This window comes from Enterococcus sp. 5H (genome assembly GCF_028128615.1).
Taxonomy (GTDB): domain Bacteria; phylum Bacillota; class Bacilli; order Lactobacillales; family Enterococcaceae; genus Enterococcus_L.
Genome location: NZ_AMDP01000038.1, coordinates 1 through 17840, shown reverse-complemented (window position 1 = coordinate 17840; position 17840 = coordinate 1). Strand labels below are relative to the sequence as shown.

Genomic DNA, 17840 nt, shown 5'->3' with positions numbered 1-17840 from the left:
TATGTGACAATTACCAAAAAAGGCTACAATTTATGGAGCAGTTTTGACTGGGTGAAAAAGGATACTACAGATAAACTATTTAATGAAACTTATATAGCTAAAGGCTATTACAATCATTCAAATGGTTCCAGATATTACTCCTTGTATGATGAGGCAAATGGATGGATGGGCTATTTGAATGCGGAAGCTGCAAGTATTGCAAAAGAGCGAAATTTTAGTGAGATTCAAGAATACAAAATGTTGCATAAAGACCAAAAATATTCAATTGATACATTGCCTTGGGGAATGATTGGCTACGTAAAGGTAGCGAATTCAAAAGATTATATGGGAAAAGTAATTAAATTGACTCAGCAAGCTGGTCCATATTACTATTCGCCAGACTTAAAAGGTTGGATTGATAATAAAGCACTTGATACAGTAGAAAAAATTAATCAAGCATTAACAATTAAAAATAGTGGTTATCAAATTAATCCACTACCATGGTATCAAGGAGTTCCAGTGTTAGGAAATACTAAAGATCATATAGGTAAAAAAGTAACAGCAACCGGTAAAAAAGGTGGATACTACTATATCTCAAACTTAGGTTGGATTGATCATCGTGCTTTTTAATGATGAATATATTATTTTTAATTAATTATATTGAACTTTAAATTTTAGAATATAAAAAAGAAATGAGGAAAATGAAATGGCAAATACAAGAGTAACAGTAGAGATTCAAAAATATAAAATGTTACACAAAGATCAAAAATATTCGGTTGATACACTACCTTGGGGAATGAGCGGTTACGTAAAAAAAGCAAATTCAAAAGATTATGCGGGAAAAGTAATTAAATTAACTCAGCAAGCTGGCCCGTATTACTATTCACCAGACTTAAAAGGTTGGATTGATTATAAGGCACTTGATACAGTAGAAAAAATTAATCAAGCATTAACAATTAAAAATGGTGGTTATCAAATTAATCCACTACCATGGTATCAAGGAGTTCCGGTGTTAGGGAATACCAAAGATAATATAGGGAAAAAAGTAACAGCAACAGGCAAAAAAGGCGGGTATTACTATATCTCAAATTTAGGATGGATTGATCATCGTGCTTTTTAATAATTGCTGAGAGATTGTTGCACATGTTACAGAAAAACACTAAATTTCAACAAATTATTGAAGAGCTTTAATAACTATCTATGAAAAAATAAACAGTCTTAAATAAGATCTGAAAGAAATCCAGAAACCAGTCAAAGTAATTGGTTTCTGGATTATTTTTCAAGCTCAAATTCTTTGTATTAGCATATTATTCACATGAAATCACCTTATAATCCAGTTAAGTAAATAGTATTTTTATAACGACTAATGGTATATAAAAATTAAATTCACCCATAGAATTAAGTGTCTATATGTAATACAAAATTAAATAAGTACTTTTATAACAAATTTTTGTAAAGTAATAAATAATATGTTTTACGAAAATGATATTTAACGAGAAAATTTGTTGAATAAATAATTTAAGTACATTAGATGTAAAAATGCTTCTGCTTTCATTCCTGTTTCAATCAATTACCAAAAAAAATCAAATTAGAATGCGTTTACAATTATGCGAACCTGTGTTAATCTATACTTGTTCGAACAAGTTGTTTTTGAGTCGTGGTTGCTTTGCTAAAAAGAAAGTGGTGATAGCTTAAAATAAGGGGAACGTAGAATTTGTATGCATGAACTTATTTAAATTATGGAGGAAAGGAGCGAAAATTAGGATGGAAAATACACCAACTAAAGCAGAGTTGAGTCAACAATCTAAACTGAGAAGTATTCATTTTAACCGTTTTCTAGCATTCCGATATATTACTGCAGTTTTTTTCTTTATCAATTTATATTGGAGCATCTTATCATTTTCTGTTTTAAGTCTCTGGATTATTTTACCAGTAATGTTACTTTTGATTGATATCGCTATCATAATTGAACAAACTAAGAAATATTGGCATCCATCTAATGACTTGTTTCTAACTAAAATAGGATACTCTGTACAAATTTTTAGTAATTTGCTGGGGATAACTATGATTTTATTCGGGCAGCAGCAATTACTTTTTCCATTCGTCAATAATGAAGGGCGCGGATTATTACTGGTAGTGCTTACAATAGGTTGTTTAATTGGCGGGTTTGTTGAGTGGCGAGTGTGGCAAATTGAGCATAATAAAGATGCTTATCTGAAGCATATGAAAATTTTTGAAAATAGTGTTAAACAAGAAAGGTGATAAAAATGGAATCAGAAAACAAATTATTTAAATTTTTGAATAACTATTTAATGGGACCAATGGGGAAATTATCGCAATTAAGAATTGTTCGAGGAGTTATGGCTGCTGGGATGGCATCCATTCCATTTACAATCGTAGGATCAATGTTTTTGATTATTGCTGTATTACCTCAAAGTTTTCCAGCATTGCAAGGAATTTGGGAAGTATCATTTGACCGAGTTCAGAGCTTATACATGCTTGCTAATATGGCAACTATGGGGATTTTGGCACTTTATTTCTGTATTGTGTTTGGCTATGAATATACAAAAATTCAAGCACAGGAAGAAAAAATTAATCTTAATCCAATGAATGGTGCATTACTATCTATGATGGCCTATTTCATGTGTTTACCAGAATTAATTTTTGATGGTGGAATTGCGACATTAGTTAATGTGGTGTCAGACGATCAAAAGATTATTGACGGCTGGTCAATGTCTGGCGGTGTTGTACGTCTAGGAACAACAGGGATTTTTACAGCAATTATTATGTCTATTATTGCAGTTAAGATTTATGCCTTATGTGTAAAACGTAAATGGGTCATTAAAATGCCGGAAACTGTACCAACAGGAGTGTCCAATTCGTTTACAGCACTTATTCCAACAGTCTTGATTGCACTAACAGTTATTGTTATTAATGGATTATTAGTTGCTTTAGGTACGGATATTTTTAAAGTAATCGCTGTTCCGTTTGGTTTCGTTACTAATTTGACGAATACATGGGCAGGGTTATTGGTTATTTACTTCTTAATGCATGCACTTTGGATTGTGGGGATTCATGGAGCTACAATCGTAACATCATTTTTAACACCAATTGTATTATCTAATATGGTGCAAAATCAAAATGGTGCTAATTTGCCTTTTGCTGGAGAGTTTAATAATAGTTTTGTTACTATTGGTGGTTCTGGGGCAACGCTTGGAATGGTTATTTTTATCACTTTCTTTGCAAAATCAGCTCAATTGAGCGCATTAGGGAAAGCCGCTGTGATACCATCAATATTTAACATTAATGAACCGATTTTATTTGGGATGCCAGTTGTTTACAATCCGTATACAGCAATTCCGTTTTTCTTAGCACCAATGAGTTCAATGTCAGTTGCTTATTTTGCTATAAAATTTGGGATGGTTAATCCGCCAATAGCACAAGTTGCTTGGCCAACACCACTAGGATTGTCAGGCTTTATTGGCTCAGGTGGTGACTGGCGTGCGTTTGTTTTAGCCGTTGTCTGTGCATTGGTTGCCTTTCTAATTTGGTTCCCGTTCATTAAGTTTTATGATGGTAAATTGTATCACGATGAACAAGAAAAAGCAGCAACAGTAAACTAAAATATAACTTATCTCTACTAAAGAATTTAATGAAAAGAAGGATGTTATTTAACTTAGTTTGGTATAAGATAGAAGTATCAACTTGATTTAAAAAAGGGAGTGTCTAAAGGTGGAACGTAAAAAGCCAATTGATATTAAAACTTTAGTTGAAGAGCTAATGGAAGAAATACAAAATGGTGAACTGGCAGACGAAAATGGTAAATTACCAAGTGAGCATACCTTGATGTCTTATTATAATGTGTCACGTTACTCATTACGTCAAGCTTTGGCGCAACTTAGTGATATGGGATTTATTTATCAGGCGCAAGGTGTAGGTTCATTCATTCGTCCAGAACGACATGAGAAAATAAGGAATTTGCAAAATAATTTAGGAATTACAGAGGAAATTGCTCGTCCAGGTCGTAAAATTGAAACAGTAAAAGCAAGTCAGCGTATTGTGAGCGCGGCGGAAGCTGAGTTTTTACCAAGAAATAATGATTTAACGGCTGATACCCAATTAATTGAAATTGAGCGTTTGAGGACATTGGATGGCGAGCCTTATTTAGCTGAGAAATCCTATTATTTACAGTCTGTTATTAAAGAAATTCCCAAAGAATCTTTGTATGATTCGGTCTTTAACTATTTTGAACAGAACAAAGACATTAAAATAGGTTTTATAGATAAAGTCATTAGTAGTGAGGAACTTTCTGAGCCGAGCGCAAGTTTCTTTGGACTAAAGATAGGTGCGCCTACATTGGTCGTAAGAGATGATACGTTTTTAAGCTCAGGGAAATTACTAGCATTTTCAAAAATTTGCTATGATTATCGCAAAGCTGAGTTGTTTATGTTCAAAAAGACATATTGATAGATAATAAGAGCAGCTATTGAATCTTAGTGACTCAATAGCTGCTCTTTAATTTTAGCTTCTTAAACCACGCCCTTTTTCAATTAAATGCCAACAAACGCCATAAAGAGCTACAATAAAAATAATTAGAATAGTCATCGAAAACATTAACGGCACATCAATTGTTCCAAGGAAACCGTATCTGAAACCGGATATCATATAAACAATCGGATTAACTTTTGAAACAGCCTGCCAAAATGGCGGAAGCATAGAGATTGCATAAAACACGCCGCCAAGGTAAGTCAATGGCTGCAAAACAAATGTTGGTACGATAGATACATCATCGAAAGATTTTGCGAAGATTCCGTTTAATAAACCAGCCAATGAAAATAAAATTGCTGTCATAAGAAGGGTAATGATAATAATTGACCATGAATAAACGTGAAGCGGTACAAAAAATAGTGAAATCGCGGTTACCAGTGTACCAACTAAAATACTTCTGCCCATTCCGCCGATCACAAAGCCCCAGATAATAATATGTGTCGGTACAGGTGCAATTAATAATTCTTCAATGTTTTTTTGAAACTTTTGTGAAAAGAAAGAAGAAGAAACATTGGCATAAGAACTTGTGATTACTGACATCATGATAAGTCCGGGAACAATAAATTCCATATATGAAAAGCCGTCCATTTGACCAATTCGTCCACCAATCAGGTTACCGAAAATAACGAAATATAGTGATGTAGTGATAACTGGTGGTACTAAAGTTTGTATCCAAATTCTTAAATAGCGATTGGTTTCTTTTACTGCAAGGCTTCTTAAGGCCGTGAAATATAACTTAAACATTTTTATCCTCCACTTGATGTTTTTCTTCAGTGATTTTTAAGAACAGCTCTTCTAAGCGATTGGACTTATTACGCATGGAAAGAACTTTGATCCCTTGTTGCGTTAGCTGTTCAAATAATTCGTTGACTCCTTGGTTACGTTCCACCTCTACTTCAAGTGTTCGGTCATCTGCGAAAATACTGTTGTATCCTGTAATTACCGGTTCTTTATCGAAAGGAGCTAGATCAAAAATAAACGTTTCGAACTGTAATTTTGACAGAAGAGTTTTCATACTAGTATTTTCAATTAATTGTCCCGACTGAATAATCCCGATATTGCGGCAAAGCATCTCTGCTTCTTCTAAATAATGAGTCGTTAAGATAATGGTTGTCCCATTTTGATTTAATTCACGTAAAAAATCCCACATTTCCCGTCTGAGTTCGATATCTACTCCTGCAGTCGGTTCATCTAAAATTAGTAAACGTGGTTCATGCATCAAGGCGCGTGCAATCATTAAGCGGCGTTTCATTCCGCCAGAAAGCATTTGGGCACGGACATGGCGTTTTTCCCATAGGTTTGATTGTTTTAGATACTTTTCACTGCGTTTTAAAGCTTCTTTGCGTGGAACCCCATAGTATCCAGCTTGATTGACAACAATCTGTTCAACTGTTTCAAAAGGATTGAAGTTGAATTCTTGCGGAACTAAACCGATTTGCTGTTTTGCAAGGACTAATTCTGTATCAAGATCGTAGCCAAAAACACTTACTTTCCCAGAAGTTTTATTAACTAAAGAAGTAATGATCCCAATAGTTGTAGATTTGCCAGCTCCATTTGGGCCCAAAAGTGCATAAAAATCACCTTCTTCTACAGTTAAATTAATCCCCTTTAAAGCTTCAACGCCAGTTGCATAAACTTTTTTTAAATCACTTATTTCGAGTGCGTAAGTCATGTAATGATTATCTCCTTATTGGTATAATGATTTATTTTTGTCTTTACTTTATCCTCATTTATCGGAAAGTAATTGCGTCATGGTGTTCATAAATTCTTGTACAAACTCTTCTCTTAAAGAATAGTGATGCCATTGTCCTTGTTTACTAACTGAAACAATTTCGGCACTTTCTAAAACTTTCATATGGTGAGAAAGAGTCGGCTGAGTGAAATCAAAATGTTTTAACACATCGCAAGCACACATACTGCTGTAAGAAAGTAGATCGATTATTTTCATTCGTTTAGGGTCCGCCATTGCCTTAAGCACTAATGAAATTTTTTCGTGATCCATATCTATTCCTCCTGAATATAGATGATTGTCTATGTATAATATAGATGAATGTAAATATGATGTCAAGACGTGGTATGATTAAAATACAGATAAATTGGTTACAAGGAAATCCGATTAAATTTGAACGGAAAATATCAAGTTGTATAAACTTTTCTTTGTTACGATAAATGTGTTAGGAGGGATGAAATGATTCAAAAATTAAATCAATTAGTGGATTATATTGAAGAACATTTGGATGAAGAATTATCCTTGGGGGAAGCAGCTAAAATACTTGGTTTGTCTGAGTATCATTTAAAGCGAACGTTTAGTTTTATTGCAGGTGTTTCATTGGGAGAATATATTCGCAATCGAAGGCTTGCTTGTGCGAACCGAGATTTAGTTGAAGGACAAACAGTAACTGCTGTCGCTTTTAATTATGGCTATCAATCATTAGAAGGATTTTCAAGAGCCTTTCGAGAATGGAGTGGATATCTGCCGTCTGAGGTCATAAAAAATAAAATCCAAAAGTCATATCCCCGCCTATCATTTTATGTAGATGTAAGAGGAGGAGTTTCCATGGAATTTAGAATCGAACAGAAAAATAAGTTTAATTTAGTCGGAGTAAAACAAGAGGTTCCCATTCAGTTTGAAGGGAAAAATGAAGCTATTCAAAAGTTGGTACAATCAATTACAGAAGAACAAAAAGCCGAAATGCATAAGCTAACAGATGTTTATCCGTATCAAGTTTTAAATGCATCCTATGATTTTGATGATGGACGAATGAACGAACAAGGGAAATTGACGCATATGATTGGTATTGCGACTACAAAAGAAAATAATTATTCAGATCTTCAACAGACGGAAATTGAAGAGCATACTTGGGCAGTATTTCCCAATCAAGGAGAATTTCCCAGAGTGTTGCAGGAAACATGGGGGAAAATATACTCTGAGTGGTTACCGACTTCTGGTTATAAATTGGTAGAAGCGCCTGAAATTTCATTTACCAAATTTGAAGGGGAGAAAACTGAATTATATAGTGAGATATGGATTGCAGTTAGCGAATAGTAGTAAATAAGACATCGAGAATCACTTTGTTTCTTTTAAAAAGAAATTAAAAGCGAGCTTGATGTTTTTTTGTATTTTTATGGAATTGGATGTGACTGAGGCATAGCTCTCTGAGTTATATTTACGTCAGTACAACTGCTTTTAGTTTTGAGCCACACGCTTTAATCCAATTGCTCAAGTTTAAACGACTTTTGTCGCAAACTCTTATCGGAAATAAAAACTAAAAATAAAAAAATAGATTTTTCATCATTAGTATTTTTAAAATTAATTAAAAATCACATAAATTATCATTATTATTCATAAATAAATGATATAATGTGATAGATATCATAAGATGCTAATGATTATTTTAAAGTTGCTATAACGTATTATCGAGTAGATAAGGCGCTTTTTGTAGCGAATGTAATCAAATAAACATCTGTTATCTTTGGAATGAAAATAGAAAAAAATGTGTATTTTATGAAAGAAATATCACGAAGTTCATGGAATTGAAGGGAGAATTTTATTGAAAAAGAGAAAATTACAAATTTTTATGTTGACAGTCTTGGCTGCACAAAGTTTTAGTTCAACGAGCAGTGCTTTTGCAGTTTCAGTAGATGACGGAAATCAAAATGAGCAGACGGCGAAGACGGAAAATTCTGAAGCGAATGCCACAGAAGCAGTAACAGAAGCTGAAGAAGTAGAAGAAACAACTGAGGAAACAACTGAAAGTAACGAAGAAACAAACAACATAATTTCAGAAGCAAACACATCTGTACAACCTCAAGCTACAATGAGAAGTGCAGGAACAATTATAGAAGATCAACTTCTATCGAATATGATTATTACAACGATAGATGGTAGTGAATATAGTCAAGAAACTGAAACCAGAGTATTAAATACAACCCCCGTACTTGCGAAATTAAATTTTCTAATTGAAAATAAAAATTATGAAGCAGGATCTGTTTATCAAGTAGCTTTGCCAGAGCATCTAGGTTATTCCGATATTAGCGGAGAAGTAGCCAATATCGACGCAAGCTGGTCTGTTGATGCAGCTAATAAAATGTTAACAATTACCTTTAATCAATTTGTTTCAGATGTTCAGTTTACTTTAGAGTTACATACATATATTTTTACAGACAGTCAACCGTTAGTAACAATAGAAACACCGGGCGTAACTAAAAATCAATACAAGTTTGATATATATGAAAACGTGTCTCATATAAGCTATGAAGAAGCAGATTATATTACAGGGATTAAAGGAAATGTTTACTTTAATTTAGACCGTACGTTATCAGGCTCTCAGACATTAGAATTGTTATTGTCAGAAATACCAGGAGCCCAATTAATGAATGCCTCTGAAGAACCGATACAGGTATTTTCTTATGATGTGGATATCAATGGAAATATTATGCCAGAAACAAAACAATTATTACAACTAGGTGCAGATTATACGGTAGCGGAAGATACAATTTATCGAGCAGCTATTACGATTACAAATATGAATAAACAAAAAGCTTATGCATTATCTGTAGATCGCCCAGTGGCTATTGAAAATGTTTCATCCTATAGTTACAGTTTTTATAATCAATATCCCACAACTAAATTAGGTTCAGTTAGTCTAAAAACATCAGGAGCAAATGACTTTAGCGCTAAATCAAGTAAGGAAGAAAAAGTAATCAAAACTGCTTATCTAAATTCTTTGCAAAGTGCGAACTTCTATTCTAAAGGCGATTATTACTTGTCCATTTTTTCAACACCAACATTAACTAAAAAAGGCGGACAAATCATTCTTGAAAGTAAAAATGGTCAATCGATTAGCGAATATGATTTTTATGCCTGGACTGCCGATAATCAAAGTGCCAATATTACTGATTATTTTGACATTCAAAATGAAGGGACCAAACTTGTCTTAACAGCAAAAGAAGATAATGTTTTACGAATTAGAACAAAGAAATTTGTCATTCCTTTTGAAGAAAAAGATATTTCGATCTCAGTTAGCACACCAGCTGTTGATTCTGGAAAAGAAATTATGTTGGTCACAGATCAATATGTACCGCTTGTTTCAATTATTAATCCTAATAATGCTGAAACTGCTTGGGGAAATTACACTCAAAATGGTGCTTATTCAGGGGATACATCGATTTCAATTCAAGGAACTCAAAGTAATCCAATTAATAATTTAGAAATTAAAGTAGATCATCCTAAATATCTGGAACTAAGAGTACCAGATGTCATTTACTACACCTTTACAAAAGGGAAAGATTTTACAGTAACGACGACAGATGAAGGCACTATTTTGAAATTTTCTAAACCGATAACAATTACTTTTGATCTTGATTTAGGCTTTAATTATATACCAAACAGTTTAGCTAAAAATGTCAGTATTCCAGTTGATACAATTCCAGTAACCATGAGTGCAGATGAATTTGAAGCTGTTAATTCAACTATTAGAACTGGTAGGAAAATGTATTCAGAACGAACACTGCAAGGAAGCAAAAATCAATTTTTAGTCAATGCTAGAAACGATTCTCATGATTCATTAGTTGTGACAACTAAAATTCCGGCAGGGGCAGATGTACTTTATGATATTTATGATGTGTCAAATGACCAAGTTGATTCAATTTATCCTCAATACTGGGATCGTGGGTATTATTTTGACAAACCAATGGACAAATCAAGTGCAGGTTATCCCAAAATTACATTTGATGAAATAACAAACAGCTATACGTTTGATTTTGGTAAGACCTCAAAGCGTTACATTATTGAATATAAATACGCAAACGGTTGGAGCAATGCTAATACAATTTACGTTGCAGGAAGTACTGCTGAACCATTAAATAATAATCAAATCTTATCAGCATCTGCCGCTGTCCAAAATGAGAAGGTCGATATTTTATCAACAACTCAAACGAGTCACGCTACGTTAAAAAATGTAACAACAAATACGGTTAAAACACAAAATATCAACAGTGGTACAAGAAAAGTAGAAAACCCAACCTTTGACCTTACGTTGAAAGGAACAACTAATGCAGCAGTAGATATCAACTCGGTTGTGGTTGAAGGCGTACCAAAAGATTCTTATGAGGTGAAAACTACAACTACTGGTGCTCAGATTATTTTTAGTGACTATACATTAACCGAAAATGTTACGATTTCCTACAATACTATTTCTAAAAATGCAGGTCAGATTTCAACAGAAGCTACAATAAATTCTGCTAGTTTGGCTCAGACAGATGCTAAAACGACGGTTGCTACATCAGAAGTCGTTCTACGCTTCTCAGAAGGTGATGCTTCAGGTGTAGTAGCTTTAACACAGGCACAGTTCCATACTTACGCTGAAACAGATATGGAAAAAAATATTGCCAACGTTCAGTTTGAATTAACAGAAACGGTTACTCAAAATACTGTTACTTTCACAACTGATGAAAAAGGACAATATACATTTGATTCGATTATGACTGGTTCTTATTTAATCAAAGCTGTAAATGTTCCAAACGGTTATACGATAGACCCGGAATATCTTTCAGGAAAAACGATTACTTTAACTAGAAGCAATGCAAAATTTGACATTCCTTTGAAAGAAATAATAGATTTGACTACTGTGAAAGCTGAAGATTCAACTATTTTGGTTGGTAGTGAGTGGCATCCTGCTGATAACTTTGTTGAGGCGACAGATCAAGAAGGACAGCTAGTTGATTTTAGTAAAATCACGGTCACTGGAGATGTTGATACTACAAAAGTTAATGATTACGAGATCACGTATAGTAATCAAGGCAAAGAAGCCAAAGCGATTGTACATGTAATAGATACTCTTGAAAAATTAACTGTAAAAGACTCAACAATTTACGTAGGGGATACTTGGCAAGATTTTGATAATTTTGTATCTGGAACAGACGAAGATGGAAAAGATTTACCATTTTCTGATGTACAAGTTACAGGAACAGTAGATACTACAAAAGCTAGTGTGTATGATGTGACATATAAGTACAAAGGATTAACTCAAATTGCTAAAATCACAGTTTTAGACAAACAAACTAGCGTAAGTGCCAAAGATTCGACGATTTATGTGGGTACATCTTGGAAGGCAGCAGATAACTTTATAGCTGCAACGGATGAAAACGGAAATGAGATCCCACTTAGTGAGGTTGCCGTATCAGGAACTGTTGATACAGAAAAAGCAGGAACATATGACGTAACTTACACAAATAGTGGTAAAACAGCAGTTGCAAAAATTACGGTACTCAACCAAGAAACAAGTAATAAAACAACTGATAACAATACAAGCAAAAAAGAAACCTTACCTAATACAGCGGCTGATTCAAAGAAACAAGAAACATATCCTGCAACTGGGGAGAAAAATAATATTGCTACTGTATGGATTGGATTGGGACTTGCTTCAGCAACAATTTTAGGGTTCTTTTTATCAAGAAAGAAAAAGGAAGAATAATCTGAAGATAACAGAACAGTAGATTAAGCGATGGTTTTACACTGATCTTATCAAAGTGTAAAACCATCGCTTATTTTTGTTTATGTCTGCCTATCATATTTGTGAAAGAAAAATAGGCTTGTTCTGTTCAATTTTGTAAAACTATCGTAGAATTATTTTGTAGTAGTATTTCGGTTAAGTTACTGCATCTATTATTAGGAAAGGTGCTTCTTATTATGAATGAAAAAGAAAAATTTGATTTGATTTTTGATATCGGAAAAACAATGCTGGAAAACGGCGCAGAAGTTTCTCGGATTGAGTCAACTATTACTCATCTCGCCAATTCATTGGAATTAGAAGGATTTAATGGATTTGTTTCTATTGATAGAATTTTTTTAACGTGTTCTACCGTGGATCAATCTGACAATGCTCGAGTAAGTTACGTTCCTATTTCGCCAATTTCTTTAGGTAGGATTGAACGTTTGAATAGTTTGTCTAGGAATCTTTCAGAAAAAATGATTACTCCATACGATGCAAAAAAACTTTTGGCAGAAATTAAAACAGAACATTTTTCGTCTGTAAAAAAGAAATTTGCTGCTTATATCATTGGTAGTGCAAGCTTCTGTTATATTTTAGGCGGTACCTTAATAGATTCGTTGGGTGCAGTTTTTCTTGGCGTTTTAATCGGAGCATTTACGTTATTTATTTTAGATAAACTAACGATCTCACATATCATTAAAAATGTGACGAGTAGTTTTTTAGTCAGCATGGCTGCATGTTTAATGGTCAAAGCTTTTCCAAATTTAAATTTAGTCAGTATGATTTCTGGCGGGATTATATCTTTATTGCCGGGAGTAGCTATCTCTAATGGGATTCGTTATCTTTTTGATGAAAATTACAGTTCTGGTTGGAGCCAAATATTGAATTCTTTGATTACTGCATTATGTGTTTCAATTGGTGTTGGGATTGCCTTAAAATTGTTTAACTAGATAGGGGATGTTGTTTATGTTTAAACTGCTGTTGGAATTACTTTTTAGCTTTTTAGGAACGTGGTCATTTGCGGTTCTATTTGAAGTACCTAAAAAGTATTATTTAACGTGTGGGACGATTGGAGCAACTGGTTGGATTATTTATTATTTAATCGCTACATACTCATCAAGAACTATCGTGGCTACATTTGTTTCCTCATTAGTTCTGATTTGTTTATCTAGGGAAGCAGCATATCTAAAAAAAGCGCCTGTTACTATATTTTTAATCTGCGGCATTTTTTGCTTAGTTCCGGGAGTCGGATTGTATAATTTCACTTATGATTTTTTTGTATCGAATACAGCTGATGCAAGTAAATCAATGATTTATGTGATAAAGGTAGCGATTGCTATTTCGCTGGGAATTAGTATCGGATATGAGTTACCATCATTCCTTTTTTGGGGTTATCGGTCACAAAGAAAGAAGTTGTACTAAATCATATCAGTGAATAATGTAGAAACTTCGTCGAATCTACTGGAAAATAAAGGATAGAAAATTATTGAAGAGTCTGACTTTTTCATAACGTTTATTCGGATGTAGTGAGTGGAACAAAACGAATCTTTAGTTTTGGCCCGCTCACATTTTTTATTTTAAAATATATTCTGTCAAAAAGTGATAGAATATAAGAAGCATTTAAACTAAGAATAGAAAAAATAGCATGAAAAATTTTTTAAGGAGCAAAATAAAACATATGAAGAATATCAAGTTAACAATTGAATACGATGGTGGAAGATATCAAGGTTGGCAAAGATTGGGAGATTCGGACAAAACCATTCAAGGCAAAATCGAAAATATTTTAACTCAAATAACTGGAACGAAAACGGAAATCATTGGTTCTGGTAGAACTGATGCAGGAACCCATGCTAAAGGACAAATTGCCAATTTCAAAACTGATGCGAAAATAACTATAGCAGAAATCATGGATACGCTGAATCATCAATTACCCCGTGATATCGTTATAAAAAAAATTGAGGAAGTTCCCGAAAGATTCCATGCCCGCTATAATGCAAAAGGAAAAAAATATAGTTATCATGTTTGGAATGATGTAGTTCCTTCAGCATTTGAGCGAAATTATAGTTATCATTACCCTCAGGAACTGGATTTTGCTGCAATGAATCAAGCCTGTCTTAAACTAATGGGGAAACATGATTTTATCGGGTTCTCATCACTTAAAAAAACGAAAAAATCCACCGTTCGAACAATTGATGAATTATCAATTCAAAAAGACGGAAGTCTGCTGCATTTTACCTTTGTTGGTGATGGATTTTTATATAAAATGGTTAGAATCATCATGGGCACTATTTTAGAAATTGGAGCTGGAGAAATGAGTCTAGAAATGATTGACGAGATTTTTGAAAGTAAAATTAGAAGTGAAGCTGGGATGACGGTACCGTCGCAAGGGCTTTTTTTGGATGAAGTTTATTATTAAAGAAATGGGTCTTATGAAAGGTGAAAAGTAAAAATGGGGATTTTTGATTTATTTAAGAAAAAAAAGCAAGAAAATAAAGTGAGGAATTTTTTTGATTTTCCTAGGAATGAGGAAGGATTTCAACAAATAGTCGAATGGTTGAAACTTTCTACTGAGATTATTCTTGATGTAGATCATGAAGGTCAATTAAGCGTTAAAATCATGCCGGATGGAAAAGTTTTTCTATCAGCATTTACCGAAGTAGGTCAACGAGTACCAGTTTATACTAAGAACGATAAGTTTATTGTGCTTGATTTTGCCGGAGTTAGTAAACTTTTTGAAGATAATGCCGAACTTGATTTCCTTTGGTTAAACCCTAATTCTGACAGTGCTCAAATCAACCGCTCCGTGTTTACACCCAGACATGCTATTAAAAAAAACACAGAAATTCAAATTGGATTACCAGCAGAACCTCCAGTTGTATTAATTGATTTTTTAGTGAATTATGCAAAAGAAAACCCAACAATTAATCATATGTATTTAGGATTAGCTAGATATAATGATGAGTTTAGTTATCTAGTTTTTCTTGATAGTGAACAGACAGAAAGAATTGTTCCAGAGATTGGCCCTGAAATTTCGGCTTTATGTATAGATGAAAAGATAGTATATCCGGTCGACTTTGTTTATGATAATTTTTTAGCTGATGAACAATATTTGATTTATAAAAAATAAATGGGGCTTCGAGTATCAAACTAAATTATAGAGTGGAGTATAGTAAAAGTGATCGCGTGCAGTTGCACAGTGATCACTTTTTTATTGTAAAGTATTTAAGTAAATAAATAGGTTAAAATAATTATCTTTTTGTGATAAAATAACAACTGAGATGGACTACATATGGCTGGGGATAGTATTAGATTTTCACTATAAGAACTACTGAAACAAAATATATGGAATAATGATAACAAGTTCAAGACATTTTACAAAAGCTTCAAACAGAACAAAAGACGATTCAAGGAAACTGGGAGGGTTCAAGGGTTGATAGCTTCAACGGTCAATTCATTGCACTGAAGCCAAAAATTTCAAAGTTTGTAGAATTGTTGAATCAAATCAACCAGCAATTGGTTGTGAGCTGTGGGAAAAAGAGCTGGAACTAATTTATTGGTTTCTATTTTTCTCTCTAGTAAAGTAATGAAGTCCTAAAAAATAGAAGTATTGGGAGTGAAAAATTATCAAGAAAAAGCGGATTATTTTAATCATAGCATTATCACTAGTAGTAATAGTTGGAATTAGTGGGAAATATTTTATGGATGAGAGAAGTAAAGAAAAGGAAAAAGAATTGATCGAAATAGAACGTCAATCAATCGTGGCTTTAAAAAATACATTTTCTGATATCAAAGAAATTATTATAGATAAAACTGGTCATAATCAAACGACAGGTTCATATAGAATGTTTGTGAAAATGGTGAATACTAGTAATAATGAAGTATCTTTCTCATACAACTTTTGGAAAGAAAGAAATGAAATAGGAAGCTATGGAGTTATGAATGATAGTATTCAAAAAGAAGGAGTAACTAATTCTAAAGTAAAAGTTATCTTTTCTGATAGAACTGAAGGTGAAGTTTAATGGCTACAGATAAAGAATACAATGAAGCCAGTGATATGGCATATTGGCTAGATCCTAAGCATGAAAATTATGATCCGCTCATAACTGAAGGCAGTATTCAAAATATAGGTGGACAAAAATACCAAATTTTAAAAATAAAAACAGAACCCACAAGCAATGGTAATTGGCTAGATGCTGTAACAGAGTTTATAAGGAATCTCTAAAAAGTAGAAGTTATGGGGGTGAATAATTATGAAGAAAAAGGGGACTATCTTAATCATAGCAATATCAATAGTAGTAATAGTTGGGATTGGAGGAAAATATTTTATGGATGAGAGAAGTAAGGAAAAGGAAAAAGAATTGATCGAAATAGAGCGTCAATCAATCGTGGCTTTAAAAAATACATTTAGTGACATAAAAGAAGTTATTATAGATAAAACTGGTCATAATCAAACGACAGGGTCATATAGAATGTTTGTTAAAATGAAAGACCTTAAAGGTAATGAAGTTTCTTTTACTTACGGATATTGGAAAGAAAGAGAAGAGCTTGGAGATATTGGTATTGAAAATCCCGAGGTACAAGTAAATGGTATAACAGAATCAAAAGTTAGAGTTATCTTTTCTGATGGAACTGAAGGTGAAGTCTAATGGCTACGGATAAGGACTATAATCAGTTTAGCGATATAGTTTATTGGTTAGATCCTAAACACCCTGACTACGACCCTACGCTAAAGGAAGGTAGTATAAAGCAGTACAATAATCAGAACTACCAAATTTTAAAGATAAAAACGGAATCTAGTAATGGCATGCAAGCAATGGCGATCGCGCCATTAGATTCGAATGGTTATCCAGATACAACTCAACTAACTGTCGCTTATGCAGGAACTAATTTTGATGGCGATTGGAAAGATGTTGTAACAGATGCTCAAACAGTTGGACTAAGCTTGAAGCAATTTGGCTGGAACGATGGACAAGCAGTATCAGCGCAAGAATTTGCAGACTGGATCAAAAAAACTTACCCACATGCTGTTGTGACAACAACTGGTCATTCGTTAGGGCAGTATTTAGCTATGATGATTGCTGCAGAGAATCAATGGCGAAATGTTGGTTTTAATGGTCCCGATCCATACGGTATCCTGTCACCAGATGCAAGAGATTGGGTGAAAAATAATCCTGGTATGTTGACTAATTATCGTAATTTTGCCGATTTAATTGGAAATTTAATGGGAAATGGAACAGGTGCAGAGATCAGAATAGGTTATTTTGAAGGGAACTCTCCTAATCCATTAAAAGCACATACATTAACTCTTTGGAGCTTTGACGAAAACGGGCGATTACTCATTCCTTCTACTACATATAGTCAAATGAGCGAAAAAGAATTGCAACAAAATTTAATGAGTAAATTTGTTGCTAGTATGTATATGATTAAGAGCTTAGAAGCAAAGTTAATCGCAAGTGGTGGCGGTTTATCCGGTACTGAAGAACTTTTCTTAGATGCTTCTATAGCAAGGGCTATTGTTGTAACGGCTTCAGATGTTTTGAAAGTTGCTATGAGCCAAATCATTAAATTTTATCAAGCATCAATGGATGAAGCTGAAGAATTATGGACAACTATTGTTAGCAAAGCACGTAGTGTTTCCTCTGAGTTGTCAGAAGCTGAAATGGAAGATTCATTATCTACAGTTGGATTCACACAAGCAGAAATTATTTCTAGTACATGTGAAGAGTACCAAACAAAAATCAGCGAAGCACGAGAAATTGGGGAAACTTTTGAAAGTTTAGCGTCAGAAATTAATAGTCAGATCGTAGCTGTTGTTCAGCA

18 protein-coding genes and 1 pseudogene are annotated in these 17840 nt (G+C 33.6%); 16 read left to right on the top strand and 3 right to left on the bottom strand.

All coding sequences use genetic code 11. The annotated features are described in order from the left end of the window. The 5 genes and pseudogenes from C240_RS12490 to C240_RS12470 form a co-directional block, all read left to right on the top strand. Nucleotides 1–609: pseudogene (locus C240_RS12490) on the top strand (hypothetical protein); the annotation flags it as partial. 76 nt (nt 610–685) lie between these two features. Beyond that, nucleotides 686–1099, top strand: coding sequence for a GW dipeptide domain-containing protein (locus C240_RS12485; protein ID WP_271496172.1), 414 nt, complete (start codon nt 686–688; stop codon nt 1097–1099). A gap of 644 nt (nt 1100–1743) precedes the next feature. Beyond that, a complete protein-coding gene (locus C240_RS12480) occupies nt 1744–2241 on the top strand; it encodes a hypothetical protein (RefSeq protein ID WP_271496168.1) in 498 nt (165 codons plus the stop codon). Nucleotides 2242–2246: 5 nt separating this feature from the next. After that, complete coding sequence (gene celB / locus C240_RS12475; protein WP_271496166.1) at nt 2247–3602, top strand: PTS cellobiose transporter subunit IIC; 1356 nt, start codon at nt 2247–2249, stop codon at nt 3600–3602. 109 nt (nt 3603–3711) lie between these two features. Then, a complete protein-coding gene (locus C240_RS12470) occupies nt 3712–4446 on the top strand; it encodes a GntR family transcriptional regulator (RefSeq protein WP_271496163.1) in 735 nt (244 codons plus the stop codon). A gap of 54 nt (nt 4447–4500) precedes the next feature. On the opposite strand, the gene C240_RS12465 is transcribed toward C240_RS12470, so the two are convergent. The 3 genes from C240_RS12465 to C240_RS12455 are packed head-to-tail and all read right to left on the bottom strand — an operon-like array spanning nt 4501 to nt 6529. Next, nucleotides 4501–5271, bottom strand: coding sequence for an ABC transporter permease (locus C240_RS12465; protein WP_271496160.1), 771 nt, complete (start codon nt 5269–5271; stop codon nt 4501–4503). Beyond that, nucleotides 5264–6199: an ABC transporter ATP-binding protein gene (locus C240_RS12460; protein WP_271496157.1), complete on the bottom strand. Its 936-nt coding sequence runs from the start codon at nt 6197–6199 to the stop codon at nt 5264–5266. The genes C240_RS12465 and C240_RS12460 overlap by 8 nt, the downstream gene beginning before the upstream one ends. A 54-nt stretch (nt 6200–6253) precedes the next feature. After that, a complete protein-coding gene (locus C240_RS12455; protein WP_271496154.1) occupies nt 6254–6529 on the bottom strand; it encodes an ArsR/SmtB family transcription factor in 276 nt (91 codons plus the stop codon). 186 nt (nt 6530–6715) lie between these two features. Between C240_RS12455 and C240_RS12450 the strand changes: the two genes are divergently transcribed. The 11 genes from C240_RS12450 to C240_RS12400 form a co-directional block, all read left to right on the top strand. Further along, the gene (locus tag C240_RS12450; protein WP_271496151.1) at nt 6716–7573 is read left to right on the top strand and encodes an AraC family transcriptional regulator; all 858 of its coding nucleotides are present in this window, start codon (nt 6716–6718) and stop codon (nt 7571–7573) included. A gap of 505 nt (nt 7574–8078) precedes the next feature. Further along, a complete protein-coding gene (locus C240_RS12445; RefSeq protein ID WP_271496148.1) occupies nt 8079–12002 on the top strand; it encodes a bacterial Ig-like domain-containing protein in 3924 nt (1307 codons plus the stop codon). A gap of 215 nt (nt 12003–12217) precedes the next feature. Next, nucleotides 12218–12970, top strand: coding sequence for a threonine/serine ThrE exporter family protein (locus C240_RS12440; RefSeq protein WP_271496146.1), 753 nt, complete (start codon nt 12218–12220; stop codon nt 12968–12970). Between the two features lie 16 nt (nt 12971–12986). Next, entirely contained in the window at nt 12987–13442 is a 456-nt protein-coding gene (locus tag C240_RS12435) for a threonine/serine exporter family protein (protein ID WP_271496144.1), read from the top strand. A gap of 256 nt (nt 13443–13698) precedes the next feature. After that, nucleotides 13699–14436, top strand: a complete 738-nt coding sequence (truA, locus tag C240_RS12430; protein WP_271496143.1) for a tRNA pseudouridine(38-40) synthase TruA — start codon at nt 13699–13701, stop codon at nt 14434–14436. A gap of 33 nt (nt 14437–14469) precedes the next feature. After that, on the top strand, nt 14470–15147 hold the full coding sequence (locus tag C240_RS12425) for an enhanced serine sensitivity protein SseB C-terminal domain-containing protein (RefSeq protein WP_271496141.1): 678 nt from the start codon (nt 14470–14472) through the stop codon (nt 15145–15147). A 242-nt stretch (nt 15148–15389) separates the two neighbouring features. After that, nucleotides 15390–15569, top strand: a complete 180-nt coding sequence (locus tag C240_RS12420; RefSeq protein WP_333908816.1) for a WXG100 family type VII secretion target — start codon at nt 15390–15392, stop codon at nt 15567–15569. 149 nt (nt 15570–15718) lie between these two features. Continuing rightward, the gene (locus C240_RS12415) at nt 15719–16039 is read left to right on the top strand and encodes a hypothetical protein (protein WP_271496139.1); all 321 of its coding nucleotides are present in this window, start codon (nt 15719–15721) and stop codon (nt 16037–16039) included. Further along, entirely contained in the window at nt 16039–16242 is a 204-nt protein-coding gene (locus C240_RS12410) for a hypothetical protein (protein WP_271496137.1), read from the top strand. Before C240_RS12415 ends, C240_RS12410 begins: the two co-directional genes overlap by 1 nt. Nucleotides 16243–16270: 28 nt before the next feature. Then, nucleotides 16271–16666: a hypothetical protein gene (locus tag C240_RS12405; RefSeq protein WP_271496135.1), complete on the top strand. Its 396-nt coding sequence runs from the start codon at nt 16271–16273 to the stop codon at nt 16664–16666. Further along, nucleotides 16666–17840 (top strand): lipase (locus tag C240_RS12400; RefSeq protein WP_271496133.1); only part of this gene is annotated, 1175 nt, incomplete at its 3' end. The genes C240_RS12405 and C240_RS12400, both read left to right, overlap by 1 nt.